Source organism: Labrys sp. Lb11, from assembly GCF_057554225.1.
The window spans coordinates 700,416-720,711 of sequence record NZ_BAAJOT010000003.1; the positions used below are offsets into that span (position 1 = coordinate 700,416).

Here is a 20,296-nt window from a genome sequence, read left to right on the forward strand (position 1 = left end):
CGATGACCGCCGAAACCTGGTTGTCCGCCGCGCTGGTCTGCCTGCTGCTCGCCGCCGGCTTCTTCTTCGCCGGCTCCGAGACAGCCCTGACCGCCGCTTCCCGCGCCCGGCTGCACGCCCTCGAAAAGGCCGGCAGCCGCCGGGCCAGGATGGTCAACCGCCTGCTCGAGACGCGCGAGGCGATGATCGGCTCGCTGCTGATCGGCACCGCCGTGGTCAACACCGCGGCTGCGGCGCTGGCCACCAGCGTCATGCTCGACCTGTTCGGCGATGTCGGCGTCATCTACGCCACCGGCGTCATCTCGGTGCTGACCATCGTCTTCGCCGAGGTGCTGCCCAAGACGTTGGCGTTGAACTACCCCGAGCGCAGCGCCCTGCTGGTCAGCTTTCCCGTGCGACTGGTGGTCTGGGTGCTGACGCCCGTCACGTCAGCCATCAACTGGCTGGTGCGCGCCGTGCTGCGGCTGGTCGGCTTTCGCATCGTCAAGGACACCGGCCTGCTCTCGGCGGCCGAGGAGCTGCGCGGCACCGTCGACCTGCTGCACAAGGAAGGCTCGGTCGAGAAGGCCGACCGCGACATGCTCGGCGGCCTGCTCGACCTGCAGGACCTGACCGTGGCCGACATCATGGTGCACCGCACCGAGGTCTTCGCCGTCGACCTCGGCGAGGATCCCGCCAAGATCGTGCACGACATCCTCGCCGCTCCTTATACCCGCGTGCCGGCCTGGCGCGGCAAGCCCGACAACATCGTCGGCGTCATCCACGCCAAGGATCTGCTGCGCGCGCTCGACGCCGTCGGCAACGACGCCAAGCGGATCGACCCGGAAGGCATCGCCCTGCCCGCCTGGTTCGTGCCGGACACCACCACGCTCGACGACCAGTTGCGCTCCTTCCGCCGCCGCAAGATGCACTTCGCCTTCGTCGTCGACGAATATGGCGTGGTCCTGGGCATCGTCACGCTCGAGGACATCATCGAGGAGATCGTCGGCGACATTTCCGACGAGCACGACGTCGCCATCTCCGGCGTCTGGCCGCAGGCCGACGGCGCCGTCAACGTCGACGGCTCCGTCTCGATCCGCGACCTCAACCGCGCCATGGACTGGAGCCTGCCCGACGAGGAGGCGACCACCATCGCCGGCCTGGTCATCCACGAGGCGCACCAGATCCCCGAGGCCGGCCAGACCTTCACCTTCCACGATTTCCGCTTCCAGGTGCTGCGCAAGCAGCGCAACCGCCTGGTCTCGCTGCGGATCACGCCGCTGGACCGCCCGGGCGAAGGGGCGGCGGGGCGCTGACCGGGTTGCGCGGCCCTCGGCCCGGCACCGGCGGAGTCCCCCATCGTCTATTCACCGCTCCTGCATCGAGTCCGACGCGACCTCGACCAGCGGCGAGAACACATATTCGAGGATGCGCCGCCGCCCGGTGCGGATCTCCGCCGTCGCGGTCATGCCGGAGGTCAGCGGCACCTCCCGCCCATCGGCCTTCATCACGGTGCTGTCCGGCGTCAGCGTCACGGCGAACACCAGGTTCTGCGTGCGCTCGGCGCCGACGAAGCCGGAGCTCTTCTGCGCCGTCGCGGGATCCCCTTCCAGTTGCGCCGCCTCGGGTTCCGGGATCGCGTCCGTGGCGACGCGCGTCACATGGGCCTTGATCGTGCCGTAGCGGGTGAACGGGAAGGATTCGAGCTTGACGATCGCCTCCTGCCCGACCTTGACGAAGCCGATGTCCTTGTTGAGCACATAGGCCTCCAGCTCGAGCGACGAGCCGTCCGGGACGATGCGCATCACCTCCTGACCGCTGGCGACGACCTGGCCGACGGTGGTGATCGCCGAGGCCTGCACCGTGCCGGCGATCGGGCTGAGCACGGTCATGCGCTGGCGGATGTCGCGGGCCTTGGCGAGTTTTTCGGTGAGGTCCTCGATCTGGCGTTCGGCGTCGCCGAGCTTCTGGGCATTGTCGTCGACGAAGGTCCGGAGCGTCTTGTCCGCTTCGCGGGCGAAGATCGCCATGCCGGCCTCGGCATCCGCCAGTTGCTCCTGCTGCAGCGCCAGCTGTGTCTGCTGCGTCTTCAGCGTCTCGGTGGCGTCGATGACGCTGGCGAGCGTGCCCGCTTTCTTGTCGACGAGCTCGGAACGCATGTCGACCCGTTCCTGCAGGGTCTCGATCAAGGATTTCTGCGCCGCGATCGTGTCGCTCAGGCGATCGTGCTCGATCTGCTTCTGCTGCTTCTGCGCCGCCAGTGAAGCGAGGGTGGCGGCGAGCTGGCCGATGTCGCCGGTCAGGATACGCTCCTCCCGCTCGCGCACGGCGAGCGGCGTGCCGTGGGCCCAGGCGATGGCGGGAGACGGCTCGAAGGCGCGATGCCGCGCCACCTCGATCGCGGCCTGCCGCCGGGCGGCCTCCGCCTGCAGCGACGCGAGGTCGGCGGCGTAGCCGGCCTCGTCCGCGGCTTCCTCGGTCGGATCGAGCTGCAGCAGCACGTCACCCGGCCGGACATGGGTGCCGTTGGCGGGCGGCATGGCGGCGACCCTGCCGGCGACCACGGGCTGCACCAGCTTGACCCGGCCGGTGGGCTGCAGCTTGCCCTGGGCCGCCGCGATGATGTCGATCCTGCCGAAATAGGACCAGGCCAGCGCCGTGGCGGCGAAGGCGCAGATCAGCAGGATCAGCGCCGTGCGCACCGGCGAGGGCGGCGTCTCCAGGACCTCCAGGGCCGGCGCCAGGAATTCCTGGTCGTCGCGCCGCGGCAGGATGCGCCGTCCGGCGGGCTGGGGCTTGACGGGCAGGCGGTGGATGGTGGCGGTCATCTCAGGCATCCGCCTGTTCGGTCTGCAGGGCCCAGAGCCGGGCATAGAGGCCGCCCCGCAGCGCCAGCAGTTCTTGGTGCGAGCCGGATTCGACGATGCGCCCATCCTGCATGCCGATGATGCGGTGGCATGGCCGCACCGCCGCCAGGCGATGGGCGATGACGATCACCGTCCGGTTCTGCACGATCTGGCGCATGTTGGCCTGGATGACGCGCTCGCTCTCATAGTCGAGGGCGCTGGTCGCCTCGTCGAAGATCAGGATCGGCGGATTGGTGGCGAGCGCCCGGGCGATGGCGATGCGCTGGCGCTGCCCGCCGGAGAGATTGGCGCCGCGTTCCTCGATCACCGTGTCGTAGCCCATCGGCAGGCGGGCGATGAACTCGTCGGCGCCGGCGAGCCGCGCCACCGCCATCACCTCGCGGCGCGGCATGGCCGGATTGGCGAAGGCGATGTTGTCGTGGATCGTCCGGTTGAACAGCAGGTTCTCCTGCAGCACCACGCCGATATGGCTGCGCAGCCAGGCCGGATCGACCTGCGAGACGTCGCTGCCGTCGACCAGCACCTGTCCTTCCTCCGGCACGTAGAGGCGCTGGATCAGCTTGGTCAGCGTCGACTTGCCCGAGCCGGAGGGGCCGACGATGCCGATCACCTCGCCGGGCCGGATTGTCAGCGACACCGATTTCAGCACCTCCGGCGCGCCGGGCCGATAGCGGAAGGTGACGGTGCGCAGTTCGATCGCGCCGCGCGGCGGCGGCAGGTTGAGCAGGTTCGAGGGCGTGCGCTCCGTCGGCATGTTCAGGATGTCGCCGAGCCGGTCGATCGAAATCTGCACCTGCTGGAAGTCCTGCCAGATCTGAGACAGCCGCAGCACCGGCTGCACCACCTGCGCGGCGATCATGTTGAAGGCGACCAGCGAGCCGACCGAGAGCTCGCCGTCGATGACCGCCTTGGCGCCGAACAGCAGCAGGGCGGCGGTGGTGAGCTTGCTGACATATTGGATGGCGTTCTGGCCGCCGGCGCTGCGCATGGTGGCGTCGAAGGCGGTTCGGACATAGGCCGCGAGCTTCTCCTCCCACTGCGCCTGCATCACCGGCTCGACCGCCGCGGCCTTGACGGTGTGGATGCCGACGATGGCCTCGACCAGGAACTGCTGGCTGGCGGCGCCGCGGTTGAATTTCTCCTTGACCAGCTCGCGCAGCGACGGGCGCACCAGCGCGGCGATCAGGATGTAGATCGGGATGGCGCCGACGACGATCAGCGTCAGCTTCCAGGAATAGGCATAGAGCACGGCGATGAACACGACGGTGAAGACGAGATCGATGGCCGAGAACAGGCCCTGGCCGGTGAGGAAGCTGCGGATGGTCTCCAGCTCGCGCACCCGCGCCACGGTCTGGCCGGCCGAGCGCGTCTCGAAATAGCCGAGCGGCAGGCGCAGCAGGTGCTGCAGCAGTCGCTGGCCGAGCTCGACGTCGATGCGGTTGGTGGTGTGCGACAGGGCATAGGTGCGCAGATATTGCAGCGCCACGTCGAACAGGCCGATGGCGGCGATGCCGCCGACCAGCACGAACAGCGTCGAATAGCCCTTGTGCGTCAGCACCTTGTCGACCACGACCTGGAAGAACAGCGGGGTCACCAGCGCGAAGATCTGGACGAACAGCGACGCCAGCAACACATGGGCCAGCGGCTTGCGGTAGCGCCAGATCGAGGGCAGGAACCAGGCGAGGCCGAAGGTTCTGGGATCGGAGCCGGCGCCGCCGACGCGGCGGGCCAGCAGGATCAGCTTCGGCCCGACCTCTTCGAGCAGCTCGTCGAGCGCCAGTTCGCGGTCGATCCGCGTCACCGGATCGACCATGCGGAACTTGCCGGAGGGGTTGAGGCCGGCGAAGACATGGAAGGAGCCGTCCCTGACCCGCACGATCGCCGGCACCGGGATCGAGGTCAGCCGCTTCGGCGTGAGGCCGGTGATGATGCGGGCCTTGAGGCCGATCATCCGGGCGGCGCGCAGGAGATGCCGCTCGTCCGCCGGCCGCCCCGCCAGCGCCAGCTCGCGCTGCAGGTGCTTCGGATCGGCCGCGATCCGGTAGAAGGCGGCGACGCCGCACAGGGCGCGCAGGCCCGAGTCCAACTGCTCGGCAGGGACCTCGACGCGTTCGGGACTATCCATGGCGAGACAAGAGAGGGTCGTCGCCCGCAGGCGGCTCCGGCTGGGGAAGGAAGGGCAAGGCCGGATGCAGCCGCCCCGGGGTGAAGCCGAGCCGGAAGCCCGCTGGGATTCCGGCTCGGCGGGCGTCGCGCGACATCAGATGAACCTGAAGTCGCTTGCCTGCAGGTCCGAGACCGACAGGTTCGACAGCGTGACCGTGTTGTTGGCGTTCGCCCTGATCACCACGTCGTTGCCCGACTGGCTCATCGCCGCCAGCAGATGCTGCCAGTCCGCAAAGATCGCGTCATCGAAGCTGATCGTGTCGGCATTGGCGGAGTGGATGGAGCGGGTCACGAAGTTGGTGATCCTGTCATGGCCGAACGCGGGCTTGAACACGAAGTCGTTGTTGGTGCCGGCATCATAGACCGACGACCCGTTGCCCATCGTCACCGTGTTATGGCTGCCGGAGTCGATCAGCAGGCTCGCCCCCGCGGCCAGGTTGATCACGCAGTCGGAGGCGACGATGTGGTTGGTCGTGCCGCGGACATTGATGAAGTTGGAGCCAGGGACGGTGGGAATGTCGCTGACTACGGTGAGAGTGTCGCCGCCGGTCAGGTTGACGGTCTTCGCCGTTCCGGTCATCGTCGCCGTGACATTCTTGGCGAGCGTCACCGGCACGCCCGTCCCCGTGAAGGTGATGTCCGTCGTCGTGCCCGTCGTGGTCACCGTGGCCGACGCCTGGCCGTTGGTGCTGACCGTGGTCACCGCCGTCTGCTTGACGCCGCCGTTCAGCTTGTAGTCCGTCGTCGTCACCACCCTGCTGCCGTCGACGCGGCTGACGCCGACCTGCATCTGGTCGATCTTGCCGTCATTGTCGCTGTCCCGCTTCAGGGTCGTGGTCAGCCCATCGGCGCTGACCGTCATGGTGCCGGTCGCCACCACGGCACCCGTATCGTTGGTGTCGGTGATCGTGGTGACGATTGAGCCGTCGATCTGCGTCTTCGACGCCATCTCGGTCTCATGCACCGCCGCTCCCGCCGCAAAGGTCTGGTCCGAAGTGCTGGTGAGGCCGTCGGCGGTGACGTTCACGACGGATGACAAGGCAATCTTGTCCGTCCAGCGGACGACGCCCAGCAGGAGAGTCTCGGTCAGCGCAGCACCGCTGCTCGTCGTGGTGGTGACGCTGGCCCCGCTGGCGTCGATGACTATCGTCTCCGTTTGGTCGAAAGTGCCATCGACATCGAAGTCGGTCTCCCGTTTCGTGGTGCGCCCGTCCGCGCTGACCGTAACCGTGGTGCTGCGCTTCGCCGTAAGGGAAGTCTCGGTGCCGGACTGGACGTAGCCTCCGGGCGTGGCCGTCCACAGGCGGCTCCCCGTCTGCGATGACAGGAACGAGCCGCTGACGATCAACGCTCGATCGGTGGGCCGGTGCCACATCTTGGGCGGGTCGGGGGGCAAATCTGGGATCGTCCCCTCGATGACAAACCCAAAGTCGCTGCCGCCGGAGCCCCTGGGCACCCGCCGTCCCGTAGACATTGGCCCGATCACCCAACTGCCGCTGTTCGATGCTCCGAGGGCGCGGTCGAGGATTGTCTGGGTGATGCTGCCATCGGCGTTCACCGTCTTCTCAATGATCCGCGAGCCGTCGATCTTGTTGTCGCCGTTCATATCCCATTCGGTCGTGACCGTGCGACCGTCATAGCTGGTCGTCACAGTGGTGTGGTTGAGCGCGGTCCCGGCGGGATTGAGATCCACGATAACCTCAGTGGTGCTGCCGTCGACGGCGTGGGTGGTGACGTCGGTCTGGTCGGTGATGCCGTCGCCGTCGGCGTCCCGCGTGATCGAGACGATCCGCTTGTCGGCGCTGGTCGTAACGACCGCCGTGTCGCGGATCGTCCCGCCATTCGCCACGTCGCCGGTGTAGTCGGTGACAGTCTCGACCGTGCTGCCGTCCGCCAGGCTGACAGTGCTGCTGACCGAGCTCTGGTCGAAGCTGCCCGCCCCGGTCATGTCCTTCTGCGTGGTCACGACCAGCCCGTCGGCGCTGGTCGTCTGCCGGAGTGTCGACAGCGCGACATCGCCGGTCACGGTCTTCAGCACACTCTGCACGGTCTCAGTACGCGTGCCGTCGGCGTTGAGCACGGTGCTGTCGGTCGACACCTGGTCCACGGCGAGGCCGCCATAGAGGTTCCAGCTCTTGGTCGTGACCAGCCCGTCGGCGCTGGTCACGGTCTTGTAGCTTGCCTTGATGGCGCGCGAGCCGGCGAGATAGTCGCCGCCATAGTCGGTCACGATCTCGGCGGTGTCGCCGTTCGCGCCGACGCTGGTGACCTCGATCCGGCTGAGGTCGTAGCTGCCGTTGCCGGTGAGATCCCATTCGGTCGTCGTGTCGAGGCCGTCGGCCGTCGTCACCACCTGCGTCCGGTCGGCGACCTTCAGCACATGGGTCGAGCCGCTGAGGCTGTCGACAAGGTTCGTGACCACCTCCTTGCGGCTGCCGTCGGCGTTCAGCGTCGTCACGTCCGTGATGCTGCTGGCGGTGACGTCGGTAATGCCATCTCCATTAGTGTCGATGTCGCGCAGGATGGTCGTGGAGAGGCCGTCGGCCGTCACCGTGATAGTCTCGACGGCCTTGATTCTCGACGTGCCGCTCACGAAGTCTTTGTTGGCGGTGACGGTGCTGCCGTCGTCGCCGGTGACCACCTCCGTGCGCTGGTCGAAATGACCGTCCCCGTTGATGTCGCGCGTCGTCGTCACCGTGCGCCGGTCCGTGCTGGTGATGATCTTGACGAGGTCGTGCAGGGTATTGTCGCTGTTCAGGTCGGACACCGTCTCCTCGCGGCTGCCGTCGCTGTGCAGGATCACCTCGTCGGTCTGCGTCCGGGAGAACGTTCCGGCGCCCGCCGTATCCCATTGCCGCGTCACCACGAGGCCGTTGGCGCTGGTCGTCACCACCGTCTTGTCGACGATCGTATTGCTGCCGACGAGATGCGTCACGGTCTCGGCGCGGCTGCCGTCGGCGTTGAGCACGGTCACGTCGGTCAGGGTCCGGTCGTAGGTGCCGTCGCCGTCGAGATCGGTCTTGACCGTCGTGCTCAGCCCGTCGTCGCTCGCCGTCGTATAGTTGTGCGAGGTCACGACGCCGGCGGGCGTGTAGCTGTAGGCGTGCGTGATCGTCGAGCCGTTGAGCTGCTCGACCGAGGTCGAGGTCTGGTCATAGGCGCTGTTGCCGTCGATGTCGTATTGTCGCGTCTCCCGCTGCCCGCTGGCGGAGATGGTGGTGACGGATTTGTCGATCACCGTGCCGTCGCGGCTGGTGGTGATCACCGTCTCGATCCGGCCGCCGGTGGTGCTGAGCACGACTGTGTCGGTGGTGGTCCGGTCGGCGAGGCCGTCGCCGTCGGCATCGACGGCGGTCGTCGTCACCAGGCCGTTGGCGCTCACCGTGGTCGCCGTCCGGCCCGCCAGCGTCTGGGACGCGCCCCAGCCGACATAGGCGCTGACGGTCTGCGTCCGGCTGCCGTCGGCATTATAGACGGTGTTGTCGGTGCCGACGCTCTCGAAATTGCCGTCGCCGTCCGCGTCGACCTTCACCGTCTTGACGAGGCCGTTGCCCGAGGTGGTGGTCACCGTCTGGTTGATCAGAGTGCTGGCGGCGTCGACGCCGAAGTTCGCGACCGTCTCGGTGCGGCTGCCGTCCATGCCGAGAACGATCGTGTCGGTCGTCTTGGCGTCATAGGCGGCGTCACCCGTGACGTCCCTCGACACCGTCGTCGTCAAGCCGTCGGCCGAGACGACGGTATAGGTCTTGGCCTTCAGCGAGCCGTTGTTGTTGTAGGCCGAGTCGGTCACGGTCTTGAGGCCGGCATGGGTGACGGTGGAGACCTGCTTGGCGTCGATGTGGCCGTCGCCGTCGGCGTCGGTCGTCACCGTCGTGGTCAGGCGGTCGGCGCTGTCGGTCGTGACGGTCTGGCTGAGCATGGCGCCGGTGGTTCCGGCACCGTTGTAGGTGGTGACGGTCTCCGTGCGGCTTCCGTCGCCGCCCAGCACGATGACGTCCGTGGTCGTGCTGTCGATCGGCGTCAGGCCGTCGGCATTGGTCTGGACGGTCTTGCTCAGGCCGTCGGCCGCGGTGACCGTCACGGTCTTGTGGATCAGCGTGCCATAGCCGTAGGTGCCGGTGGTGCCGGCGTAATCCGCCACCGTCTCGGTGCTGCTGCCGTCGGCGTTGATGACGGTCGAGTCTGTCGTGGTTCGGTCGTAAGTGCCGTCGCCGTCGCTATCGATCCGGGTGATGCGGGTGAGGCCGCCATTGGTGGTGGTGACGAGGCTCGCATCCTTGACCACCCCGTTCGGGTTGAGGTCCTGCGTCGTCACCGTGGTGTTGCCCGCCGGCGAGATCATGGTGGTCCTGGTCTGGTCGAGCGCGCCGTCGCCGTCGTCGTCGGTGGTGACGGTGATGGTGCGCTTGTCGGCGCTGGTGACGGTGACGCTCTTGCTGAGCAGCGACCCGTCGGCGCTGGTCACCGTCACGGTCTGGGTGCGGCTGCCGTCGGCGGCGACCACGGTGGCGTCCGTCGTCGTCCGGTCGTAGACGCCCGCGCTGTGCCCGGTGAGGTCGCTCTGGACGATCTTGGTCAGGCCGTCGGCGCTGGTGGTGGTCGTCGTCCCGCCGCGCGCCACCCAGTTCGTGCCGCTCCAGCGCAGATCCCGCACCGCGACCGTGACGCTGCCGTCGGCGTTCTGGGTGACGGTGCTCGTCTGCTTCTCGTCGGCATTGGCGACGATGGCGTCGCGGGCGCTCTGCCCGGCCGCCAGCGTCAGCCCGTCATGATCGATATAGATGGTCTTGCTCGCGTCGGTGCCGATGGTGGTGACCGTACCGGAGAGCATCGTCTTGCCGTCGCCGCCGGTGGTCCAGACGGTCTGCGTGCGGCTGCCGTCGGCGTTGACTACGGTGGCGTCGGTGGCGATCGAATCGAAGGCGCTGCCGTTGCCGTTGAGGTCGGTGCTGACGGTCTTGGTCAGGCCGTCGGCGCTGGTGGCGGTCACCACGGTGGTGAGCACGCCCTGGTCATAGTTCAGCGTCTGGACCGTCGTCGAGGTAGAGCCGTCGGCATTGGTGACGAAGATCTGCTTCTGATCGGCGGCGCCGTCGCCGTTCTGATCGACCTCGGTCGTGACGGTGTGAGTGGACGTGTTGGTGGTGGTGACGGTCTTATCGCGCAGCGAGCCGTCGGCGTTGATGTTCGACACGGTCTGGACGCTGCCCGTGGCGGTGAGGACGGTGTGGTCGGTCTGCGAGCGGTCGAACACGCCGTCACCGTTGTCGTCATAGCGGATGGTCCGCCGGAGCCCGTCGGCGCTGGCCGTGACCTTCGTCTCGAACGCCTTGCTACCATCGGCGGCGGTTCCGACGATGCTGGTGGTGACGGTGGTGTCCGAATTGGTGACGGCGGTCTGGCTGATGCGATAGCCGTTGGGGTCGGCGGCGAGGGTCGCGTCGCCGACCAGGCCTTGCGTGCCGTCGGCCTTTGTGTAGTGCGCCGTGCCGGTGATGGCCGAGCCGTCGGCGAAGCGCTGGCCGCTACCGGTGGCGATGAGGTCGATCGACTGGATGCCGAGCGAGGCCAGCGTCACCATCTGGCCGTTGACCATCACCTTGAAGTCGGCCCAGCGCGCGTCGCCGGCGTCGAGCTTGCCGTTGTGATTGGTGTCGAACACGTCCTTGAGCGCCTCGAGATCCCCCTTGGCGGTGGGGTCCCACTCCGTGAAGGCGTACTGGTTGCTATCATGGATCTGGCCGTCATGGCGGGTGTCGAGCACCAGCACGCCGTTGCCGACGCCGGCCCAGGCGGTGTGGTGCTGGAAGCCGCTGCCCTCGCTGTCGAGGTAGGTGGTGGAAGAGGAGAGCGGCGTGACCTTCAGGCCGTCGCCGGTCAGGTCGAGGATGACGGGGGCAAAATCGTCGTAATCGTAGTCACCGACGTCGTAATCGCCGTAATCAAAGCCACCGGAGTCGCCGCCCCCTCCGGAATCCCCTCCGAACAATCCGCCGAAGAATCCTCCGAGCGCCTCGCCAAGAGAACCAAGGGCCTCGCCAATCGAGTTAAGGAACCCACCAATGGCATCGCCCATCGCGTTTAGGGCTCCGCCAACGGCATCGCCGATCGAGCCGAGGAATCCACCCGCGTCCATGCCGGAGGCGACTCCGGGAAGCCGCAGATTCGTGTTGTAGTAGGCGTTGTAGTATCTGGCCTGGGCATTAAACGCTTGGTCCAGGAGCCGCCCCACAATCTCAGGATCGGTTTTATCCTTGTTATGCAGTAGCGCATCGACCGCAGCGTTACGGGCCATCCTGGCCCCGTCGACGCCAGAGCCGGGGTTCTTGGCCCAGGCCATGGCCGCGGCAACCTCGAGGCCGAACTGCTCCTTCATCGCGGAGTAGCCGGCCGCAAGCGTCTGGTCGTTGCCGATCATCGACGCATAACCGTCGTAGTCGGCGGCGGAGTCATTGTGGACGCGATAGCCGCCGGCGATGTAAGTATGGAGGCCCTCGACCTCGAAATTGTAGGTTCGCCAGCCCCGTCGAACCTGCGGAGCGAGCGCCGCGCCGCCCTCAGCAGCGTAGATAATATCCTCTGCCTCCTCGTAGAGATGACGATTGGCCTCGCAGTAGATGATCCGCTCGGCTGCTGCCGGCGCAACGGCGCCTGCGGCGGTGACAATGCTGCCGTCCCGAGCTAGGATTGTATCCACGCGCTCGAACTGTCCATGCTCGTTCAGGAACATGTGACCGGGCGTGACTGTCAATCCATCAGAGAGAACGCACCACTCGGTCGTAATTGCGCGGAAGAGCCGCTTGACCCGGCATGGATAAAGGCTGGAATCATCGCCCCGCAGGCCTGTCGCGAAGGCCATCACCGCATCACCGACAGTTACCTGTTCGATCGGCTTGGTCGAGCCGTCCGCCATCAGGATAGGCGTGCCGGCAAGGAAACATTTGGGAGGAGACCAATGGACTTTATTAGAATCAAAGTCCCCCGGCCATCCATTGAATCCAATTTCAGAAGAAAATTGGCCAACAATTTTTGGAATTCTAGGGTCAGGATTTTTAAGATCAATACTAACTATTAATGTGCCATCGCTCAGAGATCTCACAACAAGTTCAGCAATTTCAGTTTCTGAAAGATTATTATCTGACGCATACACTCCTATCTTCCTACCAACTTCATTATTCCAAAGATCTCTGAATGTATCAGTTCTATAATCCTTACCAGAACCAAATTAATATGGTCCAGTACTCTCATACGACTCTCGACCATTTCCCAGAATAGTCGCAATACCAACACCATATTCTTTTGTTATAGCAGCACTGACAAAAGCATGTGTAAAGGCATTAACCTCACCACGGCCACTTATACCTTTACCTGAAAGAAAGCTTTCAGCAAAATCTGACTTATCACGCAGTCCTACTAAATTCCATTCACTCATTTCACGACTCCTATTTAAATATTAACACGGAGGGGACCTTGCCTGCGCTCGAAATAAGCACATTCTTCGGACACATGCCCCCCTGATTGAAAGGTGTTTCGGGAGTTTCAAACATGGAACCCCATTTTAATATTTCCTGAGGAATTCCATATACAAAAATTTTATCATCTTTCTTTATATATATACCAATATCCTTCACTTCGACCAGTTTCAACGTAAGAAAGCTTAGATCCAGGAATCAAACGCTCCGCTCCCCACGGCCCCACTTGTTCTGGCTGCACGCAAACGACATCAGAAAGAATTGACAAATCGGCGACACCATTGCCATTCTCCGCCGAAGAAATTATAATACTTGCAATTTGCTTTCCATCCCAAAAAGGACGCTGATCTGCACTCTTATAGTATAAATATAATAATGAAGGAATTAATATAATACACAGCAGTTTTATGTATTTATATGTCATGCAAGAATGTGTCCGCGATTTTCGACAAGGTCACATAATGGTTGATCAGTGCGATCTTGTGGAGATTTTCTCATGGGAATTGCGGCGACGCCTTACTTTACTCTCTCAGCTCAAGGAATTGCAAAGCCACGGCGACCGCACATGGAACCGAAGGTGCGCGTGTGCCGCCGCACTCGCCCCCTCTCCGACGCAAAGGAATTCCCTACTCTGCTTTGAGTATCTCATCGCAGCCTCCATCGAACGCCTCCCCTTCAACCCAACGAAGCCCCACCACTCTCATACGGCCATGAGGATGAGCATGACGGAAAGGAGGGGACGGTATCTACTTCTTGACGGCTCACGCTTTACCGGTTGACCGTATATTATGGCGAAAATACGGCAGATTGCGGCTCATTTGCGGCAAAGACCAAAGTTAATCTTGGCGGGCATGATTTTCCTTGCCGGTGCGTTCTGGACACCCGATAATCCAATCATGGGAGGAGCGGCGGCGCGCTTACGCCCCGAGACCGAAGCCGCCAAGGCGCTCCGGCGAGCATATTGTCGCGGCGGAAGCGTAGCAGATTGTGCGCTTGCACCCATCGGAATTACGGCAACGCTTTGCTTTATTTGGGATTGGGATTCCCCACCCCTCATGTATCCCCTCATTTTTCATGCGCAGCCGAAGGCCTCGGCGAAGGTGACGCTCTGGCGCAAGAGCTCTTCGTACCGGTGGATGAGTGGCCGCAGGCGTTGTTCTGGCATGTTGGGGATGAGTTCGTAGAGCAGGCAGCCTTGCCGAAACAGGGAATGGACGCGGCGCTTGACGGTGCTGGTTCGCAGTTGACGATCCATGCCGAGGCTTTCGCCTGCGGCTCCCAAGATCGTCAGCAGCAGAATGGCGAAGGCGTTCAGAAGCAGGAAGGCGGTCGCGACGTTGCGGATCATCGATCCTGAGCGCGCCCAGGCCCATTCCGAAGCGCTGATCCTTGCTGTCGCGGAAGCTGGGTTCGATGATCCAGCGTTTGGAGTAGAGCTTGATGATCCCGGGCGCGGCGAGCGAGCCGTCGCTGGCGGCCGGATGCCAAGGCTCCTTCATTCCTGCGGCTTTCACGCACACGACCGCTCCGACCTTGTGGCGCGTGGCGGTGATCTGAGCGTCGCACAACTTGCGCGCCCGTCCGCCTTTGCCGACCCGGTCGACGGCCAGCCGCGTCTCGCCATCCGCCGCGCTGACCTGGATGTTGCCGCGAAAGCGGATGACAAATGAAAGCCCAGGCTCTCCAGGAACTCGAACAATCTGACGTCGCCGAAGCCACGGTCGGCCAGAGGAGCGGCGTGGCTCCGCCGTGGCGTGTGGCGAGGTGCAGCGCCAGCGTGGACTGATTGTCGGCGTCGAAGTCGGTCCAGGCCATCGCCACGACGATCTCGCGCCGTTCGCCCACGACCTCGCCAACCCATGAGCCGAACAAGTCCCAGGGAGCCACGCCCGCATTGCTCAGCAATCGGTCGACCTGTTGGATCGTCGACTTGGCGAGCAATCCACGCGCCTTCGCCGGAGCCTGCCCGATCAAGGAAACCACCAGCGCCGCCCCGGTCATCACCCCGAGCGTTCCATTGGCCAAAGACAGCACGCGCTTGGCATGCAAATCCTCGATGAAGACGCGGTTCAAGAAGTCATGAACGCAATCAAATCGCTCCTTCGGCGCGCATCAATCCTCCAGCTCGCTGATCCCCTTCACAGCCGCCGGGAAAGTCCCAAATTCAGGCTTTTCGAGTCACGCGAAAATGAGGGGATTCTTGAGCTACCCCTCCTATCTCACAAGCTTCGCAGCCAAAAATATTTCTTCGCTAGGAATCACTACATAAAGAAACTCATCATTACTCCTAAATGAAGCAAAAGCATCCTTATATTCTACACTAAATAATGGTATCCCCTCTAACTCCCGCCCCTGCCTTAAACAATGAGATAATTGCGCCACTAATTGGTACCTAAAACTTGTCGGGCGAAACGTTGCTGCCTCTATAGGAGTTCTGTACCAATAATCATCATATTCAAGACTCCGTGGCGGATAATCACCCTCATAGGTCGGCGCAGGAATTACAGGCGTATGCGATCCAACGCTATCCAAAGCGCCACGCAATCCATGTTGCTTTATATTATCCACAAATTTTCTTTCCAATTTATACACATCAACAAGACAATCAGAGTCCACTAGGCGATGGGGATCACCTATTACATTGATCGAGTCTGGAATCGGAATCTTATCACGATCATGCGAACCACACGAGACCGCTGAGGTGACAACAAATAGAATTGCCACAGCCTTTGAAAGCACGTAGATAGCATTAATTTCGCTATTCACGAAATTATTATCGCAAAAACCACAAATAATCACTACTGTATACGCAAATTCCTCGAGTCATTCTTCGATGATTATCTCGCATTCTACGTGATAACTGAGGATTTTTATTCATTGGAAGATTTTCATTTATATGGTAGAGTCGAAGAAGGGCGTGGTAGCTTGGGCCAGCTGGCAACGCCCCGTTTCCCTTCCCCGCTCATCAAGCCGGACGTGCGGATTCCCCGCATCCGGCCTTCCGAATGGCCTCATTGTCAGGAATTACGGCGACACCTTACTTTACCCGCAGATCAGGGGAATTACCAGCCACGGCAACAGTGTTCGAAATCGAAGACACGCGGGCACCGCCGCACTCGCCCCCCTCTCCGACGGAAGGAATTCCCGAATCTGCTTGAGTATCTCATCGCAGCCTCCATCGAACGCCTCCCCTTCAACCCAACGAAGCCCACCACTCTCATACGGCCATGAGGATGAGCATGACGGAAAGGAGAGGACGGTGTCTACTTCTTGACGGTTCACATTGTACCGGTTGGCCGTTCATTGTGGCGAAAATAAGGCAAATTGCGGCTCATTTGCGGCAAAGACCAAAGTTAATCTTGGCGGGCATGATTTTCCTTGCCGGCGCGTAATCGACACCCAATAATCTGGCGAGAGGAGGAGCGGCAGCGCGCGTTCGCCCCGAGACCGAAGCCGCCAAGGCGCTCCGGCGAGCATGTTGTCGCGGCGGAAGCGTAGCAGATTGTGCGCTTGCACCCATCGGAATTACGGCAACGCTTTGCTTTATTCGCGATTGGGATTCCCCACCCCTCATGTATCCCCTCATTTTCAGGCGAAGCCGAAGGCGTGGGAGAAGGCGGCATTTTGGCGTAGCATACCTTCGTATCGCTCGATGAGCGGGCGCAGCCTGGCCTCAGGCATGTTGGAAATGAGATCATAGAGCAGGCAGCCTTGCCGAAACAGGGAATGGACGCGGCGTTTGACGGTGCCGGTGCGTAGCTGTCGATCCATGCCGAGGCTTTCGCCCGCGGCGCCCGAGATCGTCAGCAGCAGAATGGCGAAGGCGTTCAGAAGCAGGAGGCGGTCGCGACGTTGCGGATCGTCGATCCCGAGCGCGCCCAGGCCCATTCCGAAGCGCAGATCCTTGCTGTCGCGGAAGCCGGGTTCGATGGTCCAGCGTTTGGAGTAGAGCTTGACGATCTCGGGCGCGGCGAGCGAGCCGTCGCTGGCCGCCCGATGCCAAGGCTCCTTCATCCCCGCGGCCTTCACGCACACGACCGCTCCGACCTTGTGGCGCGCGGCGGTGATCTGAGCGTCGCACAACTTGCGCGCCCGTCCGCCTTTGCCGACCCAGTCGACGGCCAGCCGCGCCTCGCCATCCGCCGCGCTGACCTGGATGTTGCCGCGAAGCGGATGACGGAATGAAAGCCCAGGCTCTCCAGGAACTCGAACAATTCGACGTCGCCGAAGCCACGGTCGGCCAGGATCGTCACGGCCACGCCCGCGGGCAGCAGCGCCTTCAAGCGGGATAGGCACAGGCCCTCGAAGTCGTTGCGCCGGTTCTTCATTCGTCCTTGTCGACGGTCAGCCAGAGGAGCGGCGTGGCTCCGCCGTGGCGCGTGGCGAGATGCAGCGCCAGCGTGGACTGATTGTCGGCGTCGAAGTCGGTCCAGGCCATCGCCACGACGATCTCGCGCCGCCCGCCCACGGCCTCGCCAACCCACGAACCGAACAAGTCCCAGGGAGCCACGCCCGCATCGCTCAGCAACCGGTCGACCTGTTGGATCGCCGACTTGGCCACCAGGCCACGCGCCTTCGCCGGAGCCTGCCCGATCAAGGAAACCGCCAGCGCCGCCCCGGTCATCACCCCGAGCGTCCCATTGGCCAAGGACAGCACGCGCTTGGCATGCAAATCTTCGATAAAGATCAGTCATCACCTACCCCAAAAACACATGTCACAACATTGCTTGCGTTAAATAAATATATTTGTCATTGATCTTAGTTTAATTTTATCCTCTATTTCGATGAAAATTTCCTTTTCATTTGGGAATTTCTCGTCAATAAATATTAAGGCGTAAGCAATATTTGACACAATCGTTCCGACAGCATTTTTCATAACTTTAGGGATTTTAATGAATCCATCGGCCCGTCGACGTATATCGCCTTGAGCAAGGATAAATTTTGCCTCATAAATCTCATCTTTAGATAATTGTTTATTATAAACAACAATACTTTCAGATGATTCACTGTCGTCTAATTTAAACGTTCCCATATAATAGATCTTACCATTAAAAGATCTAATATCAAATATTTCAAGTTTGTGATTTTTCATTCCAAATTTCCCCTCCAGTAATTAGAAATTACGAGTTACGACAGGGGCGTTTTCTCGCTCCACACACCAAGAACGAACCTTTATCGAAGAATTACGAATTACGGCGACACCTTACTTTATCCGCAGATCGGGGGAATTACCAGCCACTCATCGACGCATCGGAGTCATTGTGGACGCGATAGCCGCCGGCGATGTAAGTATGGAGGCCATCGACCTCGAAATTGTAGGTTCGCCAGCCCCGTCGAACCTGCGGGGCGAGCGCGGCGCCGCCCTCGGTGGCGTAGACAATTTCCTCCGCCTCCTCGTAGAGGTGACGCGTCTCCTCTGAGTAGACGATTCGCTCCGCCGTGACGGGTTCCAAAGCACCGGCAGCCGTGACGATCTTGCCGCCGCGCGCGATGATCGCATCGATCCGCTCGAACTGGCCGAGCTCGTTGAGGAAGAGGTGCCCAGGCGTGACGGTCAGGCCATCCGGAAGATTGAGCCATTCGGTCGTGATATTGGTGAAGAGGCGAACGACACGACCGACGAGCAAGCTCCCACGGCCGTTGTAGGACACACCGTCAAACGCCAAAACATAGTCACCGACGGAGAGCGAGCCAATTGGAACGAGTCCGCCGGCAGCCAACTGGATGCGCGTAGAAGATTCAAAGCAATGTGGGTCCGCCGCCGCACCGAGATCGAAATTCGTTCCAAAAGACGGGACATCTCCAGCGTAAGGTATGTATGGGATATCTGTCGGAATCTCAAAATTGTCCGGCAAATTTAAGGGAATATCTACTGGGTCTTCTCCTGGAAAGGCATTGGCCCATTGCTCAAGAAATTTGGTCGGGACCACCATGGGAGCGGTATTGTCATCGGGCAATGTCAGGTCAATAGCTCGTACTGTAGGATCAACATGTACTGAGTATTCATGATACTGATTACCGTCGTACGCAGCCTTGTACCACCCGGAACTGTTTCCTTTTCCGTCATAATAAGTTTCGCCATAACTATCGATATAGCCATATTTATCTGGATTATACCACGCACCATCTCCCATGGGTACCGAGGAGCCCACATCAACCATTGCGGACATTCCGAGTTCGGCCCACCCGGCGCTAATCCCGATCGCCGCCTGATCTACATATGGGCTTCCCCATACAGAGGGGCTAACATCAAGGCCAGGAATTGATTGGCCAATCGATTCTATTCCATCCTGGTCGTAGACAGTCGTTCCTGTTGCCTTTATGGTTAGGCTATTATATTCTGAATAATCTATACTATTATCTACATTCTGGTTAAACAAAGTTACGCTAAAATTATTCTGGTACACGATTCCGGGAGTCGATATGCTCGATAGTGGCCCAGGAGGTAGCGTCCCAGGGGCGAGATCTGGAAGAGCCCCAGGTATTGTCGAGGGATCGATGCGGGTAAAAGTTAACGTAATCCCGCCCCAAGGCGGGGCCGTAAAGCTTGTCGCATCCGGATTATGGGACAGGAAGTCGCCAAAACTAGTTCCGGCATACCGGCGGGATAGGACGTTGTTTACATCTGAAATTACGAATTATCTCCCACGTATTTCTTGCACATTTCTTTTGCGCTATCAAATGTCCTGACTACGTCCTCGCGAGTTCGACTTCCAATTCGCATGGATGCATACAATATGCATAGGCTAAGATCTGGATTTGGATCTGAATCCAAATGAGTGATGCCGAATGCATAATATATGGCATTCTTCACACAGTTCTGGCTATTGGTTGCATCCAAGACATAAGATATTGTAATGTCTGAGTGCTTGTCTATCATCGACGAAACATAGCAATGAGTATTTACAGAGGTTGCAGAAATTAAGCTGTCGATATGCATTTGAGGTATGCCCAATCCTCTAAATTTCTCTGGCACCTCCCTGAGTTCCGTCATTATATTACTATCAGTGAATATGACGAGCCGCAGGGTCTTTTCTGCCTCCCTACCTGAATTTATTTTGATTCCAGCAATATCTGCTAATTTTAGAGCAAGATCGAGCGAGGTTTGTGTAAATACAAATTCACTAGATGTTAGATTTAGCATCGAAAAATTGTTGTCTGTAAATAGAGCCGTGGCCATCTTTCCGTTATCTGCTGTTTCCCAATGGAAATGATCCATAAGTATTTGCTTCTCGGCATCTGGGGTTCCGCAGAATGCAGCGCCTGGAATTAACAATAACCAAATAAACACAGCAAGAGTAAACTCATGACAAGGACGCCTCCATGTCCAAGGAGATTTGCATCTATCGCTATCTGATCTGCTCCGCTGCAGCCATCCTTGCATCAGATTGAAATTACGGCGACCGCGCGTGAAACCGGGGATGCACAGGCGCCGCCGCGCTCGCCCGCCTATTCCGGCAGAAATTGCTTCCCCACTGTTTGAGCGCGTCATTGCAGCCTCCATCGAGCGCACCTCCCCCGCTATACAAGAAAAGGCCATGCCGATCTCAAACGATAATAGGCGATGGCATTGCAGGGAGGAAAGTTCTTGGTTTGCTTTTAGTGATAAATTTAGGCACAGTTCCATTTTGTGGTTGTCACAAAATGCCAAAGCGATATTTACTTATCGCCACTGGCACGAAATCTAACCTACACTGGCACGATTACCACCGTTGATGTGATTTGAGGCGTTGCGGCAAGCGGACGACCAGAGTTACATTGACAGCTAGCTTAATTTGTGGTCGCCACCTGTCGCCCTAGTTCCTCTGATTC

Annotated in this window: 10 protein-coding genes and 2 pseudogenes; 1 reads left to right on the top strand and 11 read right to left on the bottom strand. The window is 60.8% G+C overall.

The genetic code is table 11. The annotated features are described in order from the left end of the window. Positions 1-2: 2 nt before the first annotated feature. On the top strand, positions 3-1,295 hold the full coding sequence (locus tag AC27L4_RS13060) for an HlyC/CorC family transporter (RefSeq protein ID WP_487142613.1): 1,293 nt from the start codon (positions 3-5) through the stop codon (positions 1,293-1,295). A 51-nt stretch (positions 1,296-1,346) separates the two neighbouring features. On the opposite strand, the gene AC27L4_RS13065 is transcribed toward AC27L4_RS13060, so the two are convergent. The 11 genes and pseudogenes from AC27L4_RS13065 to AC27L4_RS13115 form a co-directional block, all read right to left on the bottom strand. Beyond that, on the bottom strand, positions 1,347-2,807 hold the full coding sequence (locus AC27L4_RS13065; RefSeq protein ID WP_487142614.1) for an HlyD family type I secretion periplasmic adaptor subunit: 1,461 nt from the start codon (positions 2,805-2,807) through the stop codon (positions 1,347-1,349). A gap of 1 nt (position 2,808) precedes the next feature. Continuing rightward, positions 2,809-4,971, bottom strand: coding sequence for a type I secretion system permease/ATPase (locus AC27L4_RS13070; RefSeq protein ID WP_487142615.1), 2,163 nt, complete (start codon positions 4,969-4,971; stop codon positions 2,809-2,811). A 135-nt stretch (positions 4,972-5,106) separates the two neighbouring features. Beyond that, positions 5,107-11,925, bottom strand: coding sequence for a beta strand repeat-containing protein (locus AC27L4_RS13075; RefSeq protein WP_487142616.1), 6,819 nt, complete (start codon positions 11,923-11,925; stop codon positions 5,107-5,109). A gap of 312 nt (positions 11,926-12,237) precedes the next feature. Continuing rightward, positions 12,238-12,444, bottom strand: a complete 207-nt coding sequence (locus AC27L4_RS13080) for a hypothetical protein (RefSeq protein ID WP_487142617.1) — start codon at positions 12,442-12,444, stop codon at positions 12,238-12,240. A 164-nt stretch (positions 12,445-12,608) separates the two neighbouring features. Continuing rightward, on the bottom strand, positions 12,609-12,908 hold the full coding sequence (locus AC27L4_RS13085) for a hypothetical protein (protein WP_487142618.1): 300 nt from the start codon (positions 12,906-12,908) through the stop codon (positions 12,609-12,611). Between the two features lie 648 nt (positions 12,909-13,556). Then, positions 13,557-14,557, bottom strand: a pseudogene (locus AC27L4_RS13090) (transposase). A 141-nt stretch (positions 14,558-14,698) separates the two neighbouring features. After that, positions 14,699-15,250: a hypothetical protein gene (locus AC27L4_RS13095; protein WP_487142619.1), complete on the bottom strand. Its 552-nt coding sequence runs from the start codon at positions 15,248-15,250 to the stop codon at positions 14,699-14,701. An 822-nt stretch (positions 15,251-16,072) separates the two neighbouring features. Next, positions 16,073-17,174 (bottom strand): annotated as a pseudogene (locus AC27L4_RS13100) (IS4 family transposase). Positions 17,175-17,216: 42 nt separating this feature from the next. Beyond that, positions 17,217-17,576 (bottom strand): hypothetical protein, encoded by a 360-nt coding sequence (locus AC27L4_RS13105; protein WP_487142620.1) that lies wholly within the window; start codon positions 17,574-17,576, stop codon positions 17,217-17,219. A gap of 136 nt (positions 17,577-17,712) precedes the next feature. Further along, complete coding sequence (locus AC27L4_RS13110) at positions 17,713-18,654, bottom strand: Hint domain-containing protein (protein ID WP_487142621.1); 942 nt, start codon at positions 18,652-18,654, stop codon at positions 17,713-17,715. 461 nt (positions 18,655-19,115) lie between these two features. Continuing rightward, positions 19,116-19,976 (bottom strand): hypothetical protein, encoded by an 861-nt coding sequence (locus AC27L4_RS13115; RefSeq protein WP_487142622.1) that lies wholly within the window; start codon positions 19,974-19,976, stop codon positions 19,116-19,118. Between the last annotated feature and the right edge of the window lie 320 nt (positions 19,977-20,296).

What these genes read in the sequence shown, in the direction of transcription:
- AC27L4_RS13065 (WP_487142614.1), bottom strand. Translation starts at nt 2,807, where the DNA reads ATGACCGCCACCATCCACCGCCTGCCCGTCAAGCCCCAGCCCGCCGGA.
- AC27L4_RS13075 (WP_487142616.1), bottom strand. Translation starts at nt 11,925, where the DNA reads ATGGCGGACGGCTCGACCAAGCCGATCGAACAGGTAACTGTCGGTGAT.
- AC27L4_RS13060 (WP_487142613.1), top strand. Translation starts at nt 3, where the DNA reads ATGACCGCCGAAACCTGGTTGTCCGCCGCGCTGGTCTGCCTGCTGCTC.
- AC27L4_RS13110 (WP_487142621.1), bottom strand. Translation starts at nt 18,654, where the DNA reads ATGTCCGCAATGGTTGATGTGGGCTCCTCGGTACCCATGGGAGATGGT.
- AC27L4_RS13070 (WP_487142615.1), bottom strand. Translation starts at nt 4,971, where the DNA reads ATGGATAGTCCCGAACGCGTCGAGGTCCCTGCCGAGCAGTTGGACTCG.
- AC27L4_RS13115 (WP_487142622.1), bottom strand. Translation starts at nt 19,976, where the DNA reads ATGACGCGCTCAAACAGTGGGGAAGCAATTTCTGCCGGAATAGGCGGG.
- AC27L4_RS13105 (WP_487142620.1), bottom strand. Translation starts at nt 17,576, where the DNA reads ATGAAAAATCACAAACTTGAAATATTTGATATTAGATCTTTTAATGGT.
- AC27L4_RS13080 (WP_487142617.1), bottom strand. Translation starts at nt 12,444, where the DNA reads ATGAGTGAATGGAATTTAGTAGGACTGCGTGATAAGTCAGATTTTGCT.
- AC27L4_RS13085 (WP_487142618.1), bottom strand. Translation starts at nt 12,908, where the DNA reads ATGACATATAAATACATAAAACTGCTGTGTATTATATTAATTCCTTCA.